Origin of the sequence: Nocardioides ferulae (assembly GCF_003660455.1) — a bacterium.
GTDB lineage: Bacteria > Actinomycetota > Actinomycetes > Propionibacteriales > Nocardioidaceae > Nocardioides > Nocardioides ferulae.
Map to the genome: position 1 here is coordinate 325,573 of NZ_QZVR01000002.1, position 14,344 is coordinate 339,916.

The following is a 14,344-nucleotide window of genomic DNA, read 5'->3' on the forward strand; positions in this document are numbered from 1 at the left end:
CCCGACCCCCTGGGAATCGTGGTCATAAGGTTCACAGCGTGCAGGACCTTCGCCTCTTCCCCGTCTCACCGCTCGCCCTGGATAGTTCCACGAACCTGCCTCCGTTCGGGTTCGACACGTTCTTCACCCAGTGGTCGTGGGCTCCGTTCACGACGATCCTGACGGTGTGGATCGCCGGCGTCTACCTCTGGGGAGTGGCCACGCTGCGCCGGCGCGGGGACCGCTGGCCGGTGGGGCGCACGATCGCGTTCGTCGGCGCCGGCATGGGGTTCTTCTACCTCGCCACCGGGTCGGGTCTGGCCGCCTACGACGAGACGCTGCTCAGCGTGCACATGGTCCAGCACATGGTGCTGTCGATGCTGGTCCCCCTGGCGCTGGCCCTCGGGGCCCCGGTCACCTTGGCCCTGCGCACGCTGCCGCGCCGGCCTCGCGCCTGGCTGCTGGCGGTGCTGCACTCCCGGGTCGCCAAGGTGCTCTCGTTCCCGCCGCTGACGCTGGTCCTCTACATCGTCTCGCCGTGGGCGCTCTACTTCTCGGGCTGGTACGAGGCGTCGCTGAGCTCGACCTACGTGCACGAGATGATGCACGTGCACCTGGTGCTGGTCGGGACGCTGTTCTTCTGGCCGCTGATGGGCGTCGATCCGGTGCCCGGCCGGGTGGGCTATCCGTTCCGGATGCTGTTGATCCTGCTGACCCTGCCGTTCCACGCGTTCTTGGGGATCACGATCATGGACCAGGAGGAGCTGCTCGGCGGGGACCACTACCCGTCGCTGCACACCGGACCCATGGGCGCGTGGCTGCCCGACCCGCTCGACGACCAGCACCTGGCCGGCGGCATCCTGTGGGGCAGCGGCGACCTGATCGCGCTGGCGTTCTTCGCAGTGCTGTTCGTGCAGTGGGTGCGCTCGTCGATGAAGGAGGCGGTCCGGGAGGATCGGCGACTGGACCGGCTGGAGGCGCGGGAGCGCGCCGCGGCCGCGGGAGCCGCGGGCGGTCCGGTCGACACCGGCACGGAGCGGTAGCATCGGGGCCGTGACCGACGCGAACTCGAAGACCGCCCCGCTGAAGGTGCTCGTCTACAGCGACGACGTGAACACCCGGCAGCAGGTGATCCTGGCGCTGGGTCGGCGCCCGCACCCCGATCTGCCCGAGCTCGAGTACGTCGAGGTCGCGACCGAGCCGGTCGTGATCGCGAACATGGACGCCGGCCACATCGACCTGGCGATCCTCGACGGCGAGGCCGCCCCGGCCGGTGGCATGGGCATCGCCAAGCAGCTCAAGGACGAGATCTTCGACTGCCCGCCGGTGCTGGTGCTGACCGGACGGCCGCAGGACGCCTGGCTGGCCACCTGGTCGCGCGCCGAGGCGGCCGTGCCGCACCCGCTCGACCCGATCCAGCTCGCCGAGACCGTGATCGGCCTGCTGCGCTCGCGGGTCCCCGCCTGACGTGGCCTCTGACCTGACCCCTGCCTCTCGGCACGCTGATCCGGCACCGGCGTCCAGCTGGCCCGACGTCCTCGGCACCCTGGTCGCCGGCCGCGACCTGAGTGTGGAGCAGACGACGTGGGCGATGGGCGAGGTCCTCGCCGGCGAGGCCACCTCGGCGCAGGTGGCCGGCTTCGCGGTGGCGCTGCGGGCCAAGGGCGAGACCGTCGAGGAGGTCGACGGTCTGGTCCGGGCGATGTATGCCGCGGCCACGCCGTTCGCGGTCGAGGGCCGGGTGCTCGACGTCGTCGGCACCGGCGGCGACCGGTCCTTCTCGGTCAACATCTCGACGATGTCGGCGGTGGTCGCCGCCGGGGCCGGAGCCCGGGTGGTCAAGCACGGCTCGCGTTCGGCGTCGTCGAAGTCCGGCTCCGCCGACGTGCTCGAGGCCCTCGGCATCCGGCTCGACCTGCCGCCCACCCGAGTGGCCGAGCTGCTCGGTGAGGTCGGCATCACGTTCTGCTTCGCCGCCGCCTTCCACCCCGCGATGCGGCATGTCGCCGTGCCCCGCAAGGAGCTCGGCATCGGCACCACCTTCAACATCCTGGGCCCGCTCGCGAACCCCGCGCGGCCGCAGGCGCAGGCCATCGGCTGCGGTGACCGTTCGATGGCTCCGGTGATGGCCGGGGTCTTCGCCCGCCGGGGCGTCGACGCGTGGGTCTTCCGCGGCGACGACGGGCTCGACGAGCTGACCACGACCACCACCTCCTCGGTCTGGGTGGTCTCGCGGGGGCAGGTCGCCGAGGCGCGGCTCGACGCCGCCGACTTCGGCATCGCCCGGGCCACGCCGGGCGACCTGCGGGGCGGCGACACCGAGCACAACGCACGGGTGGTGCGCCGCCTGCTCGAGGGGGAGCCGGGGCCGGTGCGCGACGCGGTGCTGCTGAACGCCGGCGCCGCACTCGCCGTCCACGACGCACCCGGTCAGCCTGTCGAGCAGGCGCTGGCGGCCGGCATCGACAAGGCCCGCGCCGCCATCGACTCCGGCGCCGCGCTGGCGGTGCTGGAGCGGTGGGTGGCCGCTTCGGCCGCCTGAGCGCTCAGAGGTCCAGCACGAAGCGGTCGCCGTGGCTGCGGAAGCCTACCTTCTCGTAGTAGGCGCCCACCATGTTCGGCGGCGTCACGACGCGACGGAACCCGAGGTCGCGCAGCACCCGGCTGCGACGCCAGACGAACTCGCCGGGGGAGAAGTCGCGGAAGCGCGGAGTGACGTAGTCGAGCTCGACCTGGGCGATGTCGCCGTCCTCGCGCAGGACGACGACACCGACGGTCTCATCACCCCTCATCACCAGGAAGGCGTGCACCCCGGGCTCCTCGGGGTCGAAGAGGAAGTCGGGCTGGAAGCGCAGGATGTCGGCGCCGTGCACGCGGAGCGTATGGCGCAGGAACTCGTCGCGCGGACCGACCTCGAGCACGTCGAAGGTCTGCTCGTCGTGCCGCTGCCGCACCAGTTGGGCGATGAACCAGGCGTTGATCGCGACCAGGACGGCGTTCATCGCCGCCATCGACCAGACCTCGATCAGGGCGTTGAAGACGACGAGTGTGAACGAGGCCACCAGGTTGAGGGTGCGGAACCGCAGCACCCGGGCCTGGAGCAGGGAGAAGACCAGCAGGGCGCTGCCGGCCCATCCCAGGATGTCGAGCCAGTGGTCGGCGAGGAAGTCCACCGGATCAGTCGAGTCCGAGTGAGAACGCGGCCTCGAGATCGTGCCGCGAGTAGGCACGGAAGGCGATGTGGGTCTCGGTCTCGAGCACGCCGGGCACCTTGTTGAGGCGGTCGGCGACCACGGTGGCGACGTCCTCGTGCCGGCGCACCCGCACCAGGGCGATCAGGTCGATCTGGCCGGTCACGGAGTAGACCTCGGTGACGCCCTCGAGGGCGGCGATCGCCTCGGCGACCTCGGGGATGCGCGCGACGTCGGCGTTGACGAACACGATGGCGGTGATCATGGGCTGAGCGTATCCAGGAGACGCGCAGCAGACCCCATCGTCAGCGTGCCGGCTGGTGCGCCGGCGCGAGGTCGCGCCGCTCCGCGAACGGCACCAGCGTGGACCGCGACGCGGCCACGGCGTCGTGGAGGGCGAGGTGGCGAGTGGCCCCGCCCACTGGGCAGGTCCACTCGCCCTCGACGGCGACGAGGCGGACACCCGGCGACTCCAGCCAGCGCAGCACCCGCTCGGTCTCCTCGGCGCTGGCGGCCGGCACCGGGCCGGGGCCGGGCGAGACGGTCTCGGCCGACGCCCGCAGGTCGGCGACGTAGCGGTGGGCGTCGGCGCCCGGGGGGATCACCCCGGCCGCGGCCAGGCGGCCGTGGCGGACGACGTGCACGGCCCAGCGGCCGTCGTCGTCGCGGCGGGCCGCCACCACCTCGGGGCACCGGGTCAGGGCGGTCAGGCGCTGGGTGCGGGCCGCGGCGCGGATGAACGCGGCCAACCGGTCGCGGTGGACACCGGCCTCCTCGAACCGCTCGTCGTCGGCGAGCAGGGCCATCCGGCGGTTGACCGCTTCGACCACCTCGTCGGGGCGGCGGAGCAGGGTGTCGCGCAGTTGGCGCACCACCTCGGCGTAGGCGTCGTGGTCGACGGAGCCGTCGCAGGGGGAGAGACAGCGGTTCATCTCGGCCAGCACGCAGGGGGTGCGCGCGGGGCTCCGGCCGAACCGGTCGCTGCACTGGCGCACCGGGAAGGTCTCGTGCAGGGCGGCCAGGCACTTCTCGGCGGCCTTCTTCGACGAGAACGGGCCGAGGTAGTCGGCCTCGTCGTCGAGCACCCGTCGCACCAGGGAGAGCCGTGGCCAGGGCTCACGGGTGAGCTTGACGAAGTGGACCTTCTCCGGGAACCGGGAGCGCCGGTTGTAGCGGGGCTTGTGCTCGGCGATCAGCCGCAGCTCGCGGACCTCGGCCTCGAGGGCGGTAGCGCACTCGATGCCGGTGACCTCGGCGGCCAGGCCGACCATCTCGCCCATCCGCGAGCGGGTCTCGGAGGCGGTGAAGTAGGAGCGCACGCGGGTGCGGAGGTCGCCGGAGGTGCCGACGTAGAGGACCCGGGCCCGGTCGTCGCGGAACAGGTAGACCCCCGGAGCGTGCGGCAGCGCCTCGGCCAGGTGCCGCTTGCGGCGCTGGGCGGTGGTCACCCGGGAGGAGAACGTCTGCAGCTCCTCGAGGGTGTGCACCCCCAGGCCGCCCAGCCGCTCCATCAGGCCGTGCAGCACGTCGACGGTGGCCCGGGCGTCGGAGAGCGCGCGGTGGTTGGGGGTGGTGGCGGAGCCGAATGCCCGGGCCAGCGAGGAGAGCTTGCAGTTCGGGGCGTCGTCGCGGGTGATCACCCGCCGGGCCAGCCGCGCGGTGTCGAGCACCTCGAACGGCGGCCACGGCCGCCCCTGCTCCTCGGCGAAGTAGCGCAGGAATCCGACGTCGAACGGGGCGTTGTGGGCGACCAGCACGCAGCCGGCCGCGAACTCGAGGAACGCCGGCAGCGCGGACTCGATGGGCGGGGCGTCGGCGACCATCGAGTTGCTGATGCCGGTGAGCACCGCGATGAACGCCGGGATCTCGGTGTGGGGGTTGACCAGCGTCTGGAACTCGCCGAGCACCTCGCCGCCGCGGACCTTCACCGCACCGATCTCGGTGATGCGCGAGCCACCCTGGGCCGAGCCTCCGGTGGTCTCGAGGTCGACCACGCAGAAGGTCAGCTCTCGCAGCGGCCGCCCCAGCTCGTCGAAAGTGCGTTGCGACTCCCACCGGGGCGGCGCACTCTGAACGGCGGTGCTCATGCCGGTGACGCTAGATGTCGGCGCCGACATCGCGGCGGCGGCGCGCGGACTAGGGTCTGTCTGACAGGACTTGCACGGGGGAGCAGGCGTTGCCGCGCGACCGCGCGTCGGACCACGGAGGGAGGAGTCTGCGATGACCGAGACCTCCGAGGTCGCGATCGGTCAGCTGCCGGCGTCCGTGCGGGCCCGCGTCGCCGCCCTGGCCGCCGAGGTGCTCCCCTCGGTGGCGGACCTTCCGGCCTCGCTGCGCAAGGTGGCGGCGTTCGCCCCCGCCCGTCGGGCCCGCGCCGGTGAGAGCGCGATCCTGTCGGCGCTGCGCGACCCCGAGCTGCGTCGCCGGGTGGGCGTGCAGGTCGGGCCGGAGGAGCTCTCTCCCGACCCGGTCGACCGCGCGGCTCGGGCCTGGCTGGTCCGCGGCGACGGATGGCGCGAGCGGCTCACCGAGGCCGTCGAGGCGTCGACCGCGCGAGGTGCGGGCGCGGTGGACGCCGAGCAGGTCGCGCGGCTGCGCGAGAAGCTGGGCCAGGCCGAGCAGACGATCCGCGACCTGCGCAGTGCCCACCGCGAGCAGGTGGCGGAGTTCAAGCGCGAGAACTCCTCGTTGCGCCGCAAGCTGGGCGAGGCACGGGTCGCCGAGCGCGCGGCGCGGGCCGAGGTCACCGATCGGGTCGCCGCCGACGAGGAGGCCCTCGCCCGTGCGGAGGCGACCGTGCGCTCCCAGGACAAGGAGCTGCGTCGGCTGCGCGCCGAGGTCGCCCGGCTGGAGGCCCAGGTCGAGGTGGCGCGCCGGACCTCCCGGGTCGAGCGTGACGAGGCCACTCTCCGGGCCAGGCTGCTGCTCGACACGGTGATCGACGCCGCCTCCGGTCTGCGCCGCGAGCTGGCGCTGCCCTCGGCGACGGGGGCGCCCGGCGACCGGGTCGAGGCGGAGCTGGCCGCTGCCGCCGACGGGACCGACCGGGGTCGCCCGCGCACGCCGTCGGCGAGCCCGGCCATCGTGGAGCAGCACCTCGCCCTGCCTCGGGCCCGGCTCATCGTCGACGGCTACAACGTGAGCAAGAGCGCCTGGCCGGCCTCCTCGCTGGAGGCCCAGCGGCTGCGACTCGTCAACGGGCTCGCCCCGCTGGTGGCGCGCACCGGGGCGGAGACCACCGTGGTCTTCGACGCCGCCGCGGCGACCAGTCGGCCGGTGGTGCCCGCACCCCGTGGCGTCAGGGTGCTGTTCAGCCCGCCCGGGGTGATCGCCGACGACGTGATCCGCGACCTGGTCGCGGCCGAGCCTCCCGGGCGCGTGGTGATGGTGGTCTCCGACGACCAGGAGGTCGCCCGCCACGCTGCCGCCTCGGGTGCGCGGGTGGTCAGCGCCGCTGCGCTCCAGGGGCTGCTGACCCGCAGCGGGTGAGCCGGGCCCAATGGGTCCGCCCTCGGGGGACCGGGATCCAGACCCGATGTCGGCGGTGCCTGTCAGCGTGTCCGCCATGACGACGCGAATCGACTGCGACACCTGCGTGGTGCGCGGCCCGGCCTGTGGTGACTGCGTGGTGACCGTGCTGCTCGGGCCACCTCCCGAGCTGGCGTTCGACGACGACGAGCGCCGCGCGCTGGAGGTGCTGGCCGAGAGCGGCCTGGTGCCGCCGCTGCGGCTGGTCCGGCCGGTCGACGGTCCGGACGTGCAGTCCGCCTGATGCCCGAGACGCCAGCCCGCCGCGGGGCCGGTGTGACCCGTGGGGCTGATGGGGCGGCGGGTCGGCAAAGGTTGGCCCGGATGTCGAGAAACACCGCTCACGACCCGGTGAAGATTGGGCAGCGTCCGGCGATCCCGATTAACCTGCTCCCAGGTGCTCGTGAGAGTGGTCCGACCGGTCCACGCGGGCACCGCGTCGAGTCTCGGCCCACTCCGGTGGACCGAGAACCGGGGAACCAACCCACCTGGGGTGAATCGCCCGCGAGGCGGTGGTCTGTTCGCAGGCCGCCGAGGATCGGGCGTAGGGCAAGTCGTGCCCGAACCCGTCAGCTCACCCGGTAGGCGTACGACACCAGCAAGGAGACCGCGCGCTCGTGCTCAACGGTCGCAAGCGACTCATCCCCACCCTGTCCGGTCTCGCCCTGGTCGCCACCGTCGGCCTGGTGCCCAGCGCCCCCGCGGGCGCCGAGCCGGAGATCGAGGACGTCCAGGCCCGCGTCGACCGGCTCTACCACGAGGCCGAGCAGGCCTCGGAGCGCTACAACGACGTCCGGCTCGAGCTGGCCGACCTGCAGGGCGACCTGCGCTCCCTGCGCGCCGACCAGCGCCGCCAGGGCGCCCGGCTCGACGTGGTCCGCGAGCAGGTCCAGGAGTCCCTGATCGACCAGTACCAAGGCCAGGGGCTCTCCGCCGTGGGCGAGGTCGTCGTCTCCGACGACCCCCAGGCGTTCCTCGCGCAGCTCTCCACGATGTCGGCCTACAACGACCTGCAGAGCGAGCGCTACGACAGCTTCGCCACCGAGGCCAAGGCACTCGAGATCCGCCGCTCGGCCACCGAGAACCGCATCGCCCAGGTCGGCGAGCTCAAGGAGCAGCTGGCCGAGGAGAAGCAGGAGATCGACGAGAAGCACTCCGAGGCCGAGGCGCTCCTCGCCGAGCTCGAGGCCGAGGAGCGCGAGGCGCTGCTCTCCCGCGACACCGACCGGATGCCCAGCTCGGTGTCGACCTCCGGCCGCGCCGGCGCGGCCATCGGCTATGCGATGGCCCAGGTCGGCGACGCCTACGTCTACGGCGCCGCGGGCCCGAGCGCCTTCGACTGCTCCGGCCTGACGATGATGGCCTGGGCCCAGGCAGGCGTGGCGCTTCCGCACTCCTCCAGCGCCCAGTACGGCAGCGGCCCGCACATCGCGGCGAGCGCGCTGCAGCCCGGCGACCTGGTCTTCTACTACAGCCCGATCAGCCACGTCGGCATGTACATCGGCAACGGCATGATCGTGCACGCCGCCAACCCGGGCACCGGCGTCGTGGTGTCCCCGCTCTACTCCATGCCCTACGTGGGTGCGGTCCGCCCTGGCTGACCCGCACCGCGCCGAGGCCGGTCGCCCCCGATGGTGGGTGGCCGGCCTCTCGCTGTTCCTGGTGGCCGTGCTCGCCGGCGCCTGGTGGCTGCAGCGTGAGCAGCCCTACGTCGCCCCGGGCGACCGAACCGACGGCGAACGGTCCGCGCCTGCCTTGGCTGCCGAGGCGGTCGAGCGGCTGGAGCGGGCCATCGAGGGCGGGGACACCCCGGCGGGTGCCGTCCTCGGTGCCGACGACGCGGCTCGCGCGCTGTTGTCCGCCGTCGTCGACAACGGCGTCGCGCTGCGGCTGCGCGACCTCGACCTGCGCTACGTCGACGAGGCGGCCGCCGGAGCCGACGGGTCGTGGCAGGCGGCCGTGGAGGTGCGCTGGCGGCTGGCCGGCCTCTACCGAACGGCGGCCCGCAGCGAGGTGACCTTCGGGTTCCGCCTGCACGAGGGCCGGGTGCTGGTCACGTCCGTGGGCGGGGGCGACGGCCGAACCCCCCTCTGGTTCACCGGCCCGCTCGAGGTCGGCCGCGGGCCGGGCACGCTGGTGCTGGCCGCGGGCGGCGAGTCACCGGACCGGTACGCCGCGTGGGCACGGCGCGCGGTCACGGTGGTGCGGCGCGTCCTGCCGGGGTGGCGCGGCGGGCTGGTGGTGGAGGTGCCCGCAGACCCGGGGCAGCTGCACGAGGCCCTGGCGGCGGCACCGGGCACCTACGACGGCATCGCGGCGGTGACCACCAGCGTCGACGGCTCGCTGGCGCCCGAGGCCCCGGTGCACGTGTTCGTGAACCCGGCCGTCTTCGGCGGGCTGCGTCCGACCGGTGCGCAGGTGGTGATGAGCCACGAGGCCGTGCACGTCGCCACCGGCGCCGCCCAGGCGGTGTTGCCGCTGTGGCTGGCCGAGGGATTCGCCGACTACGTCGCGCTGCGCGACGTCGACCTGCCGCTGCGCACCACCGCCGGGCAGATCATCGAGCAGGTCCGGCGCGACGGCCCGCCCGCGGCGCTCCCCGGCCCGGCTGAGTTCGAGACCACCCGGAGCCACTTGGGCGCCACCTACGAAGCGGCCTGGCAGGCCTGCGTGCTGCTGGCCGAGCGCGCGGGAGAGCAGGCGCTGGTCGGGCTCTACCGACGCGTCGAGGGCGGCGAGCCGCTCGGCCGGGTGCTGCGGGACGAGACGGGGCTGACCGAGGCCGACCTCACCCGGCTGTGGCAGGAGCGCCTGCGAGACTTGGCCGGGTGAGCACCGACCGCGAACCCGGCCAGGTCACCGCGCGGTGGGCCGCGCTCGTGGGCGGGGCACTGTTCGTAGCGCTGGCGGTGTGGCTGGTCCCGTGGGATCCGATCCCCGGAGGGCCGCTGGAGCCGGTGCCTGCCACCGACGTGCTCACCCCTGAGCAGATCGAGCGGGCCGAGCAGTTCTCCCGGTGGGCGCGGGTGTGGAGCTACGGGTCGTTGGCGGTGTCGCTGGCGTTCGTGTGCTTCCTCGGGTTCAGCCGGCACGGCCAGCGGCTGGTGCAGCGGCTCCCGGGCCCGTGGTGGGCCCAGACGCTGCTGGCGGTGGCGGCTGTGGAGCTGCTGCGCCGGTTGGTCACGCTGCCGTTCGCGGTCGCGCAGCGCCAGCACCGCCTCGACTACGGGCTCTCGACGCAGTCGTGGGACGGGTTCGCGGTCGACCTCGCCAAGAGCGAGGCGCTCTCGATCATGGTGACCGGCGTCGCGCTCGTGGTGGTGCTGGCGGTCGCCCGGCGCTGGCGCCGGGCCTGGCCCGCCGTGGTCGGCGGGCTGCTGGGCGCCTTCGTGCTGGTCGCGTCGTTCGGCTATCCGCTGCTGGTCGAGCCGATCTTCAACGACTTCGACTCGCTGCCCGGCGGCGAGCTGCGCACGGCGGTGCTGGAGGTCGCCGAGGCCGAGGGGGTGGCGCTCGACGACGTGCTGGTCGTCGACGCGTCCCGTCGCACCACGACGCTCAACGCCTACGTCTCCGGCTTCGGCAACACCCGCCGGGTCGTGCTCTACGACACGCTGGTCGACGACCTTCCGGCCGACCAGGCGCTCTCGGTGGTGGCGCACGAGCTGGCCCACGCCAAGCACCAAGACGTGGTCGTCGGATCGGTGCTCGGCGCGGCCGGGGTCGTTGCGGCCGCGGGGCTGCTTGCGCTGGTGGTGCTCGGGGCGCAACGACGACGGCCGGCCCCGATGGGGCCGGCCGTCGTGCCGTTGCTGCTGGCGCTCTTCGCGGTCGGATCACTGCTCGCCGCGCCGATCGAGAACGGGATCAGCCGGCGGATCGAGCTGCGGGCCGACGTCGAGGCGCTGCGGGTCACGCAGGACCCGGAGGCGTTCGTCGCCGTCCAGCGGCGGCTGGCGCAGAGGTCACTGGCCGACCCCACCCCACCGGCGCTACTGCATTGGTGGTTCTCGAGTCACCCGTCGTCACGTTCGCGTCTGGGCCTCGTCAAAGCGATGTGTGGGGTTCGAGCAATGGCCGGTGTCAAGCCACCGGACGATCAGGGCCTTTCGACAACGCCACCCTGCTCGAGCTTGGTGTTGGTGTCGTCGAAAGCGCCTCCAACGTAGTCCCCCAAGAGGAACACCGCGACGACGATAACGGCCGCAACTCCGGCGACGAGCAGGCCGTACTCCACGGCCGAGGCACCGCGCTCGTCGTCGCGGTCGGGCAGGTAGGGCGCGAGCAGGATGCGCAGGTACTGGATCACTGGGTTCTCCTCGAGAGGTGTGGCTCCGCGGGGGGCGCCGAGCCGGTCATCGAGAATGATCGGCAGGCCGGCGCCGGACCTGACCAGCCCAACGGCCGAATCCGCCTAGCCCGAACGGGCCAGGGCACCCCAGGCGACCGGGGCTCTCAGAGGTCGGTGGGTCGCACCGAGGAGAGCAGCCCGATCCGCATCGCGGTGACCAGCGCCTGGGCCCGGTTGGCCGCGCCGAGCTTCTGGTAGATCCGCGCGATGTGCGACTTCGCGGTCGACTCCGAGAGATAGAGCCGCTCGCCGATCGCCGCCGCGCCCAGACCGTCGGCGAGCAGCACCAGCACCTCGTGCTCGCGCTCGGAGAGCCGGCTGGACTCGCCGGTGCTGCGCCGCACCATCGCCTGCACCAGCCCGGCGCACACGAACGAGCGGGGGGACACGTTCGCGTGCCGGGCGGCCTTGACCACCTCGGTCGAGGGGGCGTCCTTGCCGACGAAGCCGGAGGCCCCCGCCTCCATCGCAGCGAAGATCTGGTCGTCGCCGGAGTGCATGGTGAGGATCACGATGCCGACCCGGTCGCTCTCGCGGCGGATCGCCCGGACGATGTCGAGGCCGGTGCCGTCCTGGAGCTGCAGGTCGGCGACCACCACATCGGGCTGCAGCTCGGCATAGGTGCTCAGCGCCTCGGCGACCGAGGCCGCGGTGCCGACGACGCTCATGTCGGGCTCGAGGTCGAAGACGCCCGCCAGGCCGTTGCGGATCAGCTCGTGGTCGTCGACGAGCAGCACACGGGTCATCGACTGCTCGGTCATGCACTCACCTTGTGGGGGTCGTCGGTCGCTCGGCCACCGGCCATTGTGCCGTCCCGGGACGGATCCGCAGCCGGCGGCTCGCCCAACCGCACCGAGACCGCGACCCCGCCGCGGTCGCTTGCCCCGATCGAGAGCTCGGCGCCGATCAGCCGGGCCCGCTCCCGCATGATCTCCAGGCCTTGGGAGTCGTCACGGCCAGCCTGCAGGCCGCGGCCGTCGTCGGCCACCGTGATCCGCGCGGCCGGCGGCTGCACCTGGCAGTGCACGTCGATCCGGCTGGCCCCGGCGTGCCGCACGGCGTTGTTGATCGCCTCCTGGGTGATCCGGAACAGCTCGGCCTCGACCTCGGGCCGCAGCCGCGTGGTCCGCTCGTCGAGCGTGACGTGGATCGGTGTGCCCGAGACCTGGCTGAGGTTGCGGGCGATGGAGCCGATCGCGGTGCCCAGGCTCTCGTTCTCGCCGATGCTGGTGCGCAGGTTGATCACCGAGCGGCGCACCTCGGCGACGATCTGCGTCACCTGGCCGCGCAGCAGGTCGATGCGCTCGCGCTGCTCCGAGGACTCCTCGCGGGCCGCGATCGCGTCGATCAGATAGCCCAGAGACGCGATGTCCTGGGCGATCCCGTCGTGCATCTCGCGGGAGAGCCGGCGCCGCTCCTCGGCGGTGGCCGCGTCGCGGAAGGCGTCGAACATCAGCGCGGTGTCGAGGTGCACCGCGCTCGACTCCAGTCGGCGCATCAGCCGGTGGCTGCGCTCCGGGAGCCCCAGGCGGCCAAGATCCAGCTGATCCGAGAGCCGTCCGGCCACGACCGCCGTCGGCTTGCCCTCGCTGAGCAGTGGGAAGGCGAACTCGGCGCCGACCTCGACGGGCCGACCCTCGGCCCAGGCCCGGGCGGCCACGCCGTCGGCCGGGGCCGGCTGGATGTCGCTGTCGACGGACTTGGTGACCAGCGGGGTCAGCCCGTCGCCGCGTGGCACGTGCAGCGCCACGGTCGCCGCGGGCAGGTCGTCGAGCACGGCGCTCAGGATCGCTCCGCCCAGGGTCTTCGGGTCCAGCCCCGAGCTGAGGCCTCCGGTCAGCCCGATCAACTGCCGGATCAGGTCCTGGGCATAGAGGTAGGGCCCGAGCGGGTCGTCGGTGCGCCGGAGGGCGGAGTGCACGAAGCTGGCGATCAGGCCCAGGCCGAGGCCGGTGAACGACCAGGTGGCCAGCTCGCTCACCTGCTCGTCCGAGAACCGGCCGAACAGCAGCAGCCCGGTGCCGACGAAGCCGCCCAGCAGGCTCGCCATCGCCAGTGCCACGCCGCGCAGTCCTCCCCGCAGGCCCGCGGTGAACGGGGGGACGGCGAGCGCCCCCAGCATCGCGTAGGAGCTCTGCAGGGCGTAGCCCGCCAGCACGCCGACCAGGGCCGGCTCCAGCACCCCCAGTGGGCGCAGCAGCCGGTCGGCGCGGCGGTCGAACACCTGGCAGAGCAGCCACAGCGCGGCCACCGCGCCCAGCGCGCCCATCGCGGTCGAGTCGTCCGACCAGAAGACCGGGACCAACAGGACCAGGACGGCGAACGCCCTCGCCGCTCCGGCGAGCCGGACGACGGAGAGCGGCGAGGGTCGCATCAGAAGTTGTCCATCATGCTCAGCGCGGCAGGGCCCATCACCGCGACGAACAGGCACGGCAGGATGCAGAAGATCAGCGGAACTGTGATCTTGACCGGCACCTTCTGCGCCTTCTCCTCCGCCCGCTGCCGGCGCTTGACCCGCATCTCGCTCGACTGCACCCGCAGCACCTGCGAGATCGGGATGCCGAAGGCGTCTGCCTGCACCATCGCGCCGACGAACGAGCGCAGGTCGGCGACGTTGGTGCGCTCGGCCATCGCACGCAGCGCGCCGGAGCGGCCCTGCCCGATCTGGATCTCGCGGAGCACCCGGGAGAACTCCTCGGCCAGTGGGCCCTCGGTGTTGCGGGCCACCTGCTGGAGCGCCGCGTCGAACCCGAGGCCCGACTCCACGCTGATCGTGAGCAGGTCGATCGCGTCGGGCAGGTCGCGCTCGAAGCGGGCCGCCCGGTCGTAGGCGGTCTGGTAGAGGTAGAGATCCGGCACGAAGAAGCCCAGAGCCGCCCCGCCGAGCGCCATCACCACCCGCATCGGCAGCTCGACGCCGAAGACCAGAGAGAGCGCGAAGCCGACCAGGCAGAGCGACACCGCGCCGATGACCTTGCCCGAGACGACCCGGTCGACGCTCCAGTCGCGCGGGTTGCCCGCCAGGTCGAGCTTGCGGCGGATCCGGTCGGCCGAGTCGGCCCCCGTCAACCGCCGGCCCACCCGCAGCGCGCGCTGTTGCAGCGGTTCGAGCACCCGCTCGCCGAAGGGACGCTCCAGCTCCTGGGTGAGCTCGGAGGGCGCCGAGCCCATCGCCCGGACCAGCGCCAGGGAGCGGCCCACCCCCGACGCCTCGGCGTCGTCGCGCAGGGCAGCAGCGACCAGCACGAGGGCCACACCGACCAGCAGCAGGCCGAGGAGGAAGAGCATCGTCATC

At 73.0% G+C, this 14,344-nt stretch carries 15 protein-coding genes and 1 riboswitch; of the genes, 8 read left to right on the plus strand and 7 right to left on the minus strand.

Features of this window, described 5'->3' with window-relative positions; genetic code table 11:
* The first annotated feature begins 38 nt into the window (after nt 1-38).
* The 3 genes from D6B71_RS04615 to trpD are packed head-to-tail and all read left to right on the plus strand — an operon-like array spanning nt 39 to nt 2,521.
* Entirely contained in the window at nt 39-1,022 is a 984-nt protein-coding gene (locus D6B71_RS04615; protein ID WP_240641075.1) for a cytochrome c oxidase assembly protein, read from the plus strand.
* A gap of 10 nt (nt 1,023-1,032) precedes the next feature.
* Nucleotides 1,033-1,446 (plus strand): Rv3143 family two-component system response regulator, encoded by a 414-nt coding sequence (locus tag D6B71_RS04620; protein ID WP_121252458.1) that lies wholly within the window; start codon nt 1,033-1,035, stop codon nt 1,444-1,446.
* 1 nt (nt 1,447) lies between these two features.
* Nucleotides 1,448-2,521 (plus strand): anthranilate phosphoribosyltransferase, encoded by a 1,074-nt coding sequence (trpD, locus tag D6B71_RS04625; RefSeq protein ID WP_240641076.1) that lies wholly within the window; start codon nt 1,448-1,450, stop codon nt 2,519-2,521.
* 4 nt (nt 2,522-2,525) lie between these two features.
* On the opposite strand, the gene D6B71_RS04630 is transcribed toward trpD, so the two are convergent.
* Genes D6B71_RS04630 through D6B71_RS04640 form a run of 3 tightly spaced genes read right to left on the minus strand, consistent with a single transcriptional unit; the run spans nt 2,526 to nt 5,257 of the window.
* Nucleotides 2,526-3,152: a YgjV family protein gene (locus D6B71_RS04630; protein ID WP_121252459.1), complete on the minus strand. Its 627-nt coding sequence runs from the start codon at nt 3,150-3,152 to the stop codon at nt 2,526-2,528.
* 4 nt (nt 3,153-3,156) lie between these two features.
* A complete protein-coding gene (locus tag D6B71_RS04635) occupies nt 3,157-3,435 on the minus strand; it encodes an Lrp/AsnC family transcriptional regulator (RefSeq protein ID WP_121252461.1) in 279 nt (92 codons plus the stop codon).
* Nucleotides 3,436-3,475: 40 nt separating this feature from the next.
* A complete protein-coding gene (locus D6B71_RS04640; RefSeq protein ID WP_121252463.1) occupies nt 3,476-5,257 on the minus strand; it encodes a DEDD exonuclease domain-containing protein in 1,782 nt (593 codons plus the stop codon).
* A gap of 133 nt (nt 5,258-5,390) precedes the next feature.
* On the opposite strand from D6B71_RS04640, the gene D6B71_RS04645 reads away from it, so the two are divergent.
* The 5 genes from D6B71_RS04645 (at nt 5,391) to D6B71_RS04665 (ending at nt 10,867) form a co-directional block, all read left to right on the plus strand.
* Nucleotides 5,391-6,659, plus strand: coding sequence for an NYN domain-containing protein (locus D6B71_RS04645; RefSeq protein WP_121252464.1), 1,269 nt, complete (start codon nt 5,391-5,393; stop codon nt 6,657-6,659).
* A 76-nt stretch (nt 6,660-6,735) separates the two neighbouring features.
* On the plus strand, nt 6,736-6,942 hold the full coding sequence (locus D6B71_RS04650; RefSeq protein ID WP_121252974.1) for a hypothetical protein: 207 nt from the start codon (nt 6,736-6,738) through the stop codon (nt 6,940-6,942).
* A 194-nt stretch (nt 6,943-7,136) separates the two neighbouring features.
* Nucleotides 7,137-7,301, plus strand: a riboswitch (cyclic di-AMP (ydaO/yuaA leader).
* A gap of 14 nt (nt 7,302-7,315) precedes the next feature.
* Nucleotides 7,316-8,299 carry a C40 family peptidase gene (locus D6B71_RS04655; RefSeq protein WP_121252466.1) on the plus strand — a complete coding sequence of 328 codons (984 nt, stop codon included), beginning with the start codon at nt 7,316-7,318 and terminating at the stop codon, nt 8,297-8,299.
* Entirely contained in the window at nt 8,280-9,530 is a 1,251-nt protein-coding gene (locus tag D6B71_RS04660) for a hypothetical protein (protein WP_121252468.1), read from the plus strand. The genes D6B71_RS04655 and D6B71_RS04660 overlap by 20 nt, the downstream gene beginning before the upstream one ends.
* Nucleotides 9,527-10,867 (plus strand): M48 family metallopeptidase, encoded by a 1,341-nt coding sequence (locus D6B71_RS04665; protein WP_121252470.1) that lies wholly within the window; start codon nt 9,527-9,529, stop codon nt 10,865-10,867. Before D6B71_RS04660 ends, D6B71_RS04665 begins: the two co-directional genes overlap by 4 nt.
* Here the strand turns inward: D6B71_RS04665 and D6B71_RS04670 are convergent.
* The 4 genes from D6B71_RS04670 to D6B71_RS04685 all read right to left on the minus strand — a co-directional run bounded on the left by D6B71_RS04670 (nt 10,798) and on the right by D6B71_RS04685 (nt 14,343).
* Nucleotides 10,798-11,007, minus strand: coding sequence for a Flp family type IVb pilin (locus D6B71_RS04670; protein ID WP_121252472.1), 210 nt, complete (start codon nt 11,005-11,007; stop codon nt 10,798-10,800). The genes D6B71_RS04665 and D6B71_RS04670 overlap by 70 nt on opposite strands.
* A 146-nt stretch (nt 11,008-11,153) precedes the next feature.
* Nucleotides 11,154-11,810 carry a response regulator transcription factor gene (locus D6B71_RS04675; RefSeq protein WP_121252474.1) on the minus strand — a complete coding sequence of 219 codons (657 nt, stop codon included), beginning with the start codon at nt 11,808-11,810 and terminating at the stop codon, nt 11,154-11,156.
* Complete coding sequence (locus D6B71_RS04680) at nt 11,807-13,423, minus strand: sensor histidine kinase (protein ID WP_121252477.1); 1,617 nt, start codon at nt 13,421-13,423, stop codon at nt 11,807-11,809. Before D6B71_RS04680 ends, D6B71_RS04675 begins: the two co-directional genes overlap by 4 nt.
* On the minus strand, nt 13,423-14,343 hold the full coding sequence (locus D6B71_RS04685) for a type II secretion system F family protein (protein WP_121252479.1): 921 nt from the start codon (nt 14,341-14,343) through the stop codon (nt 13,423-13,425). Before D6B71_RS04685 ends, D6B71_RS04680 begins: the two co-directional genes overlap by 1 nt.
* Between the last annotated feature and the right edge of the window lies 1 nt (nt 14,344).

Coding starts and splice junctions, on each gene's coding strand:
- D6B71_RS04675 (WP_121252474.1), bottom strand. CDS start 11,810: ATGACCGAGCAGTCGATGACCCGTGTGCTGCTCGTCGACGACCACGAG.
- D6B71_RS04645 (WP_121252464.1), top strand. CDS start 5,391: ATGACCGAGACCTCCGAGGTCGCGATCGGTCAGCTGCCGGCGTCCGTG.
- D6B71_RS04680 (WP_121252477.1), bottom strand. CDS start 13,423: ATGCGACCCTCGCCGCTCTCCGTCGTCCGGCTCGCCGGAGCGGCGAGG.
- D6B71_RS04650 (WP_121252974.1), top strand. CDS start 6,736: ATGACGACGCGAATCGACTGCGACACCTGCGTGGTGCGCGGCCCGGCC.
- D6B71_RS04685 (WP_121252479.1), bottom strand. CDS start 14,343: ATGACGATGCTCTTCCTCCTCGGCCTGCTGCTGGTCGGTGTGGCCCTC.
- D6B71_RS04635 (WP_121252461.1), bottom strand. CDS start 3,435: ATGATCACCGCCATCGTGTTCGTCAACGCCGACGTCGCGCGCATCCCC.
- D6B71_RS04640 (WP_121252463.1), bottom strand. CDS start 5,257: ATGAGCACCGCCGTTCAGAGTGCGCCGCCCCGGTGGGAGTCGCAACGC.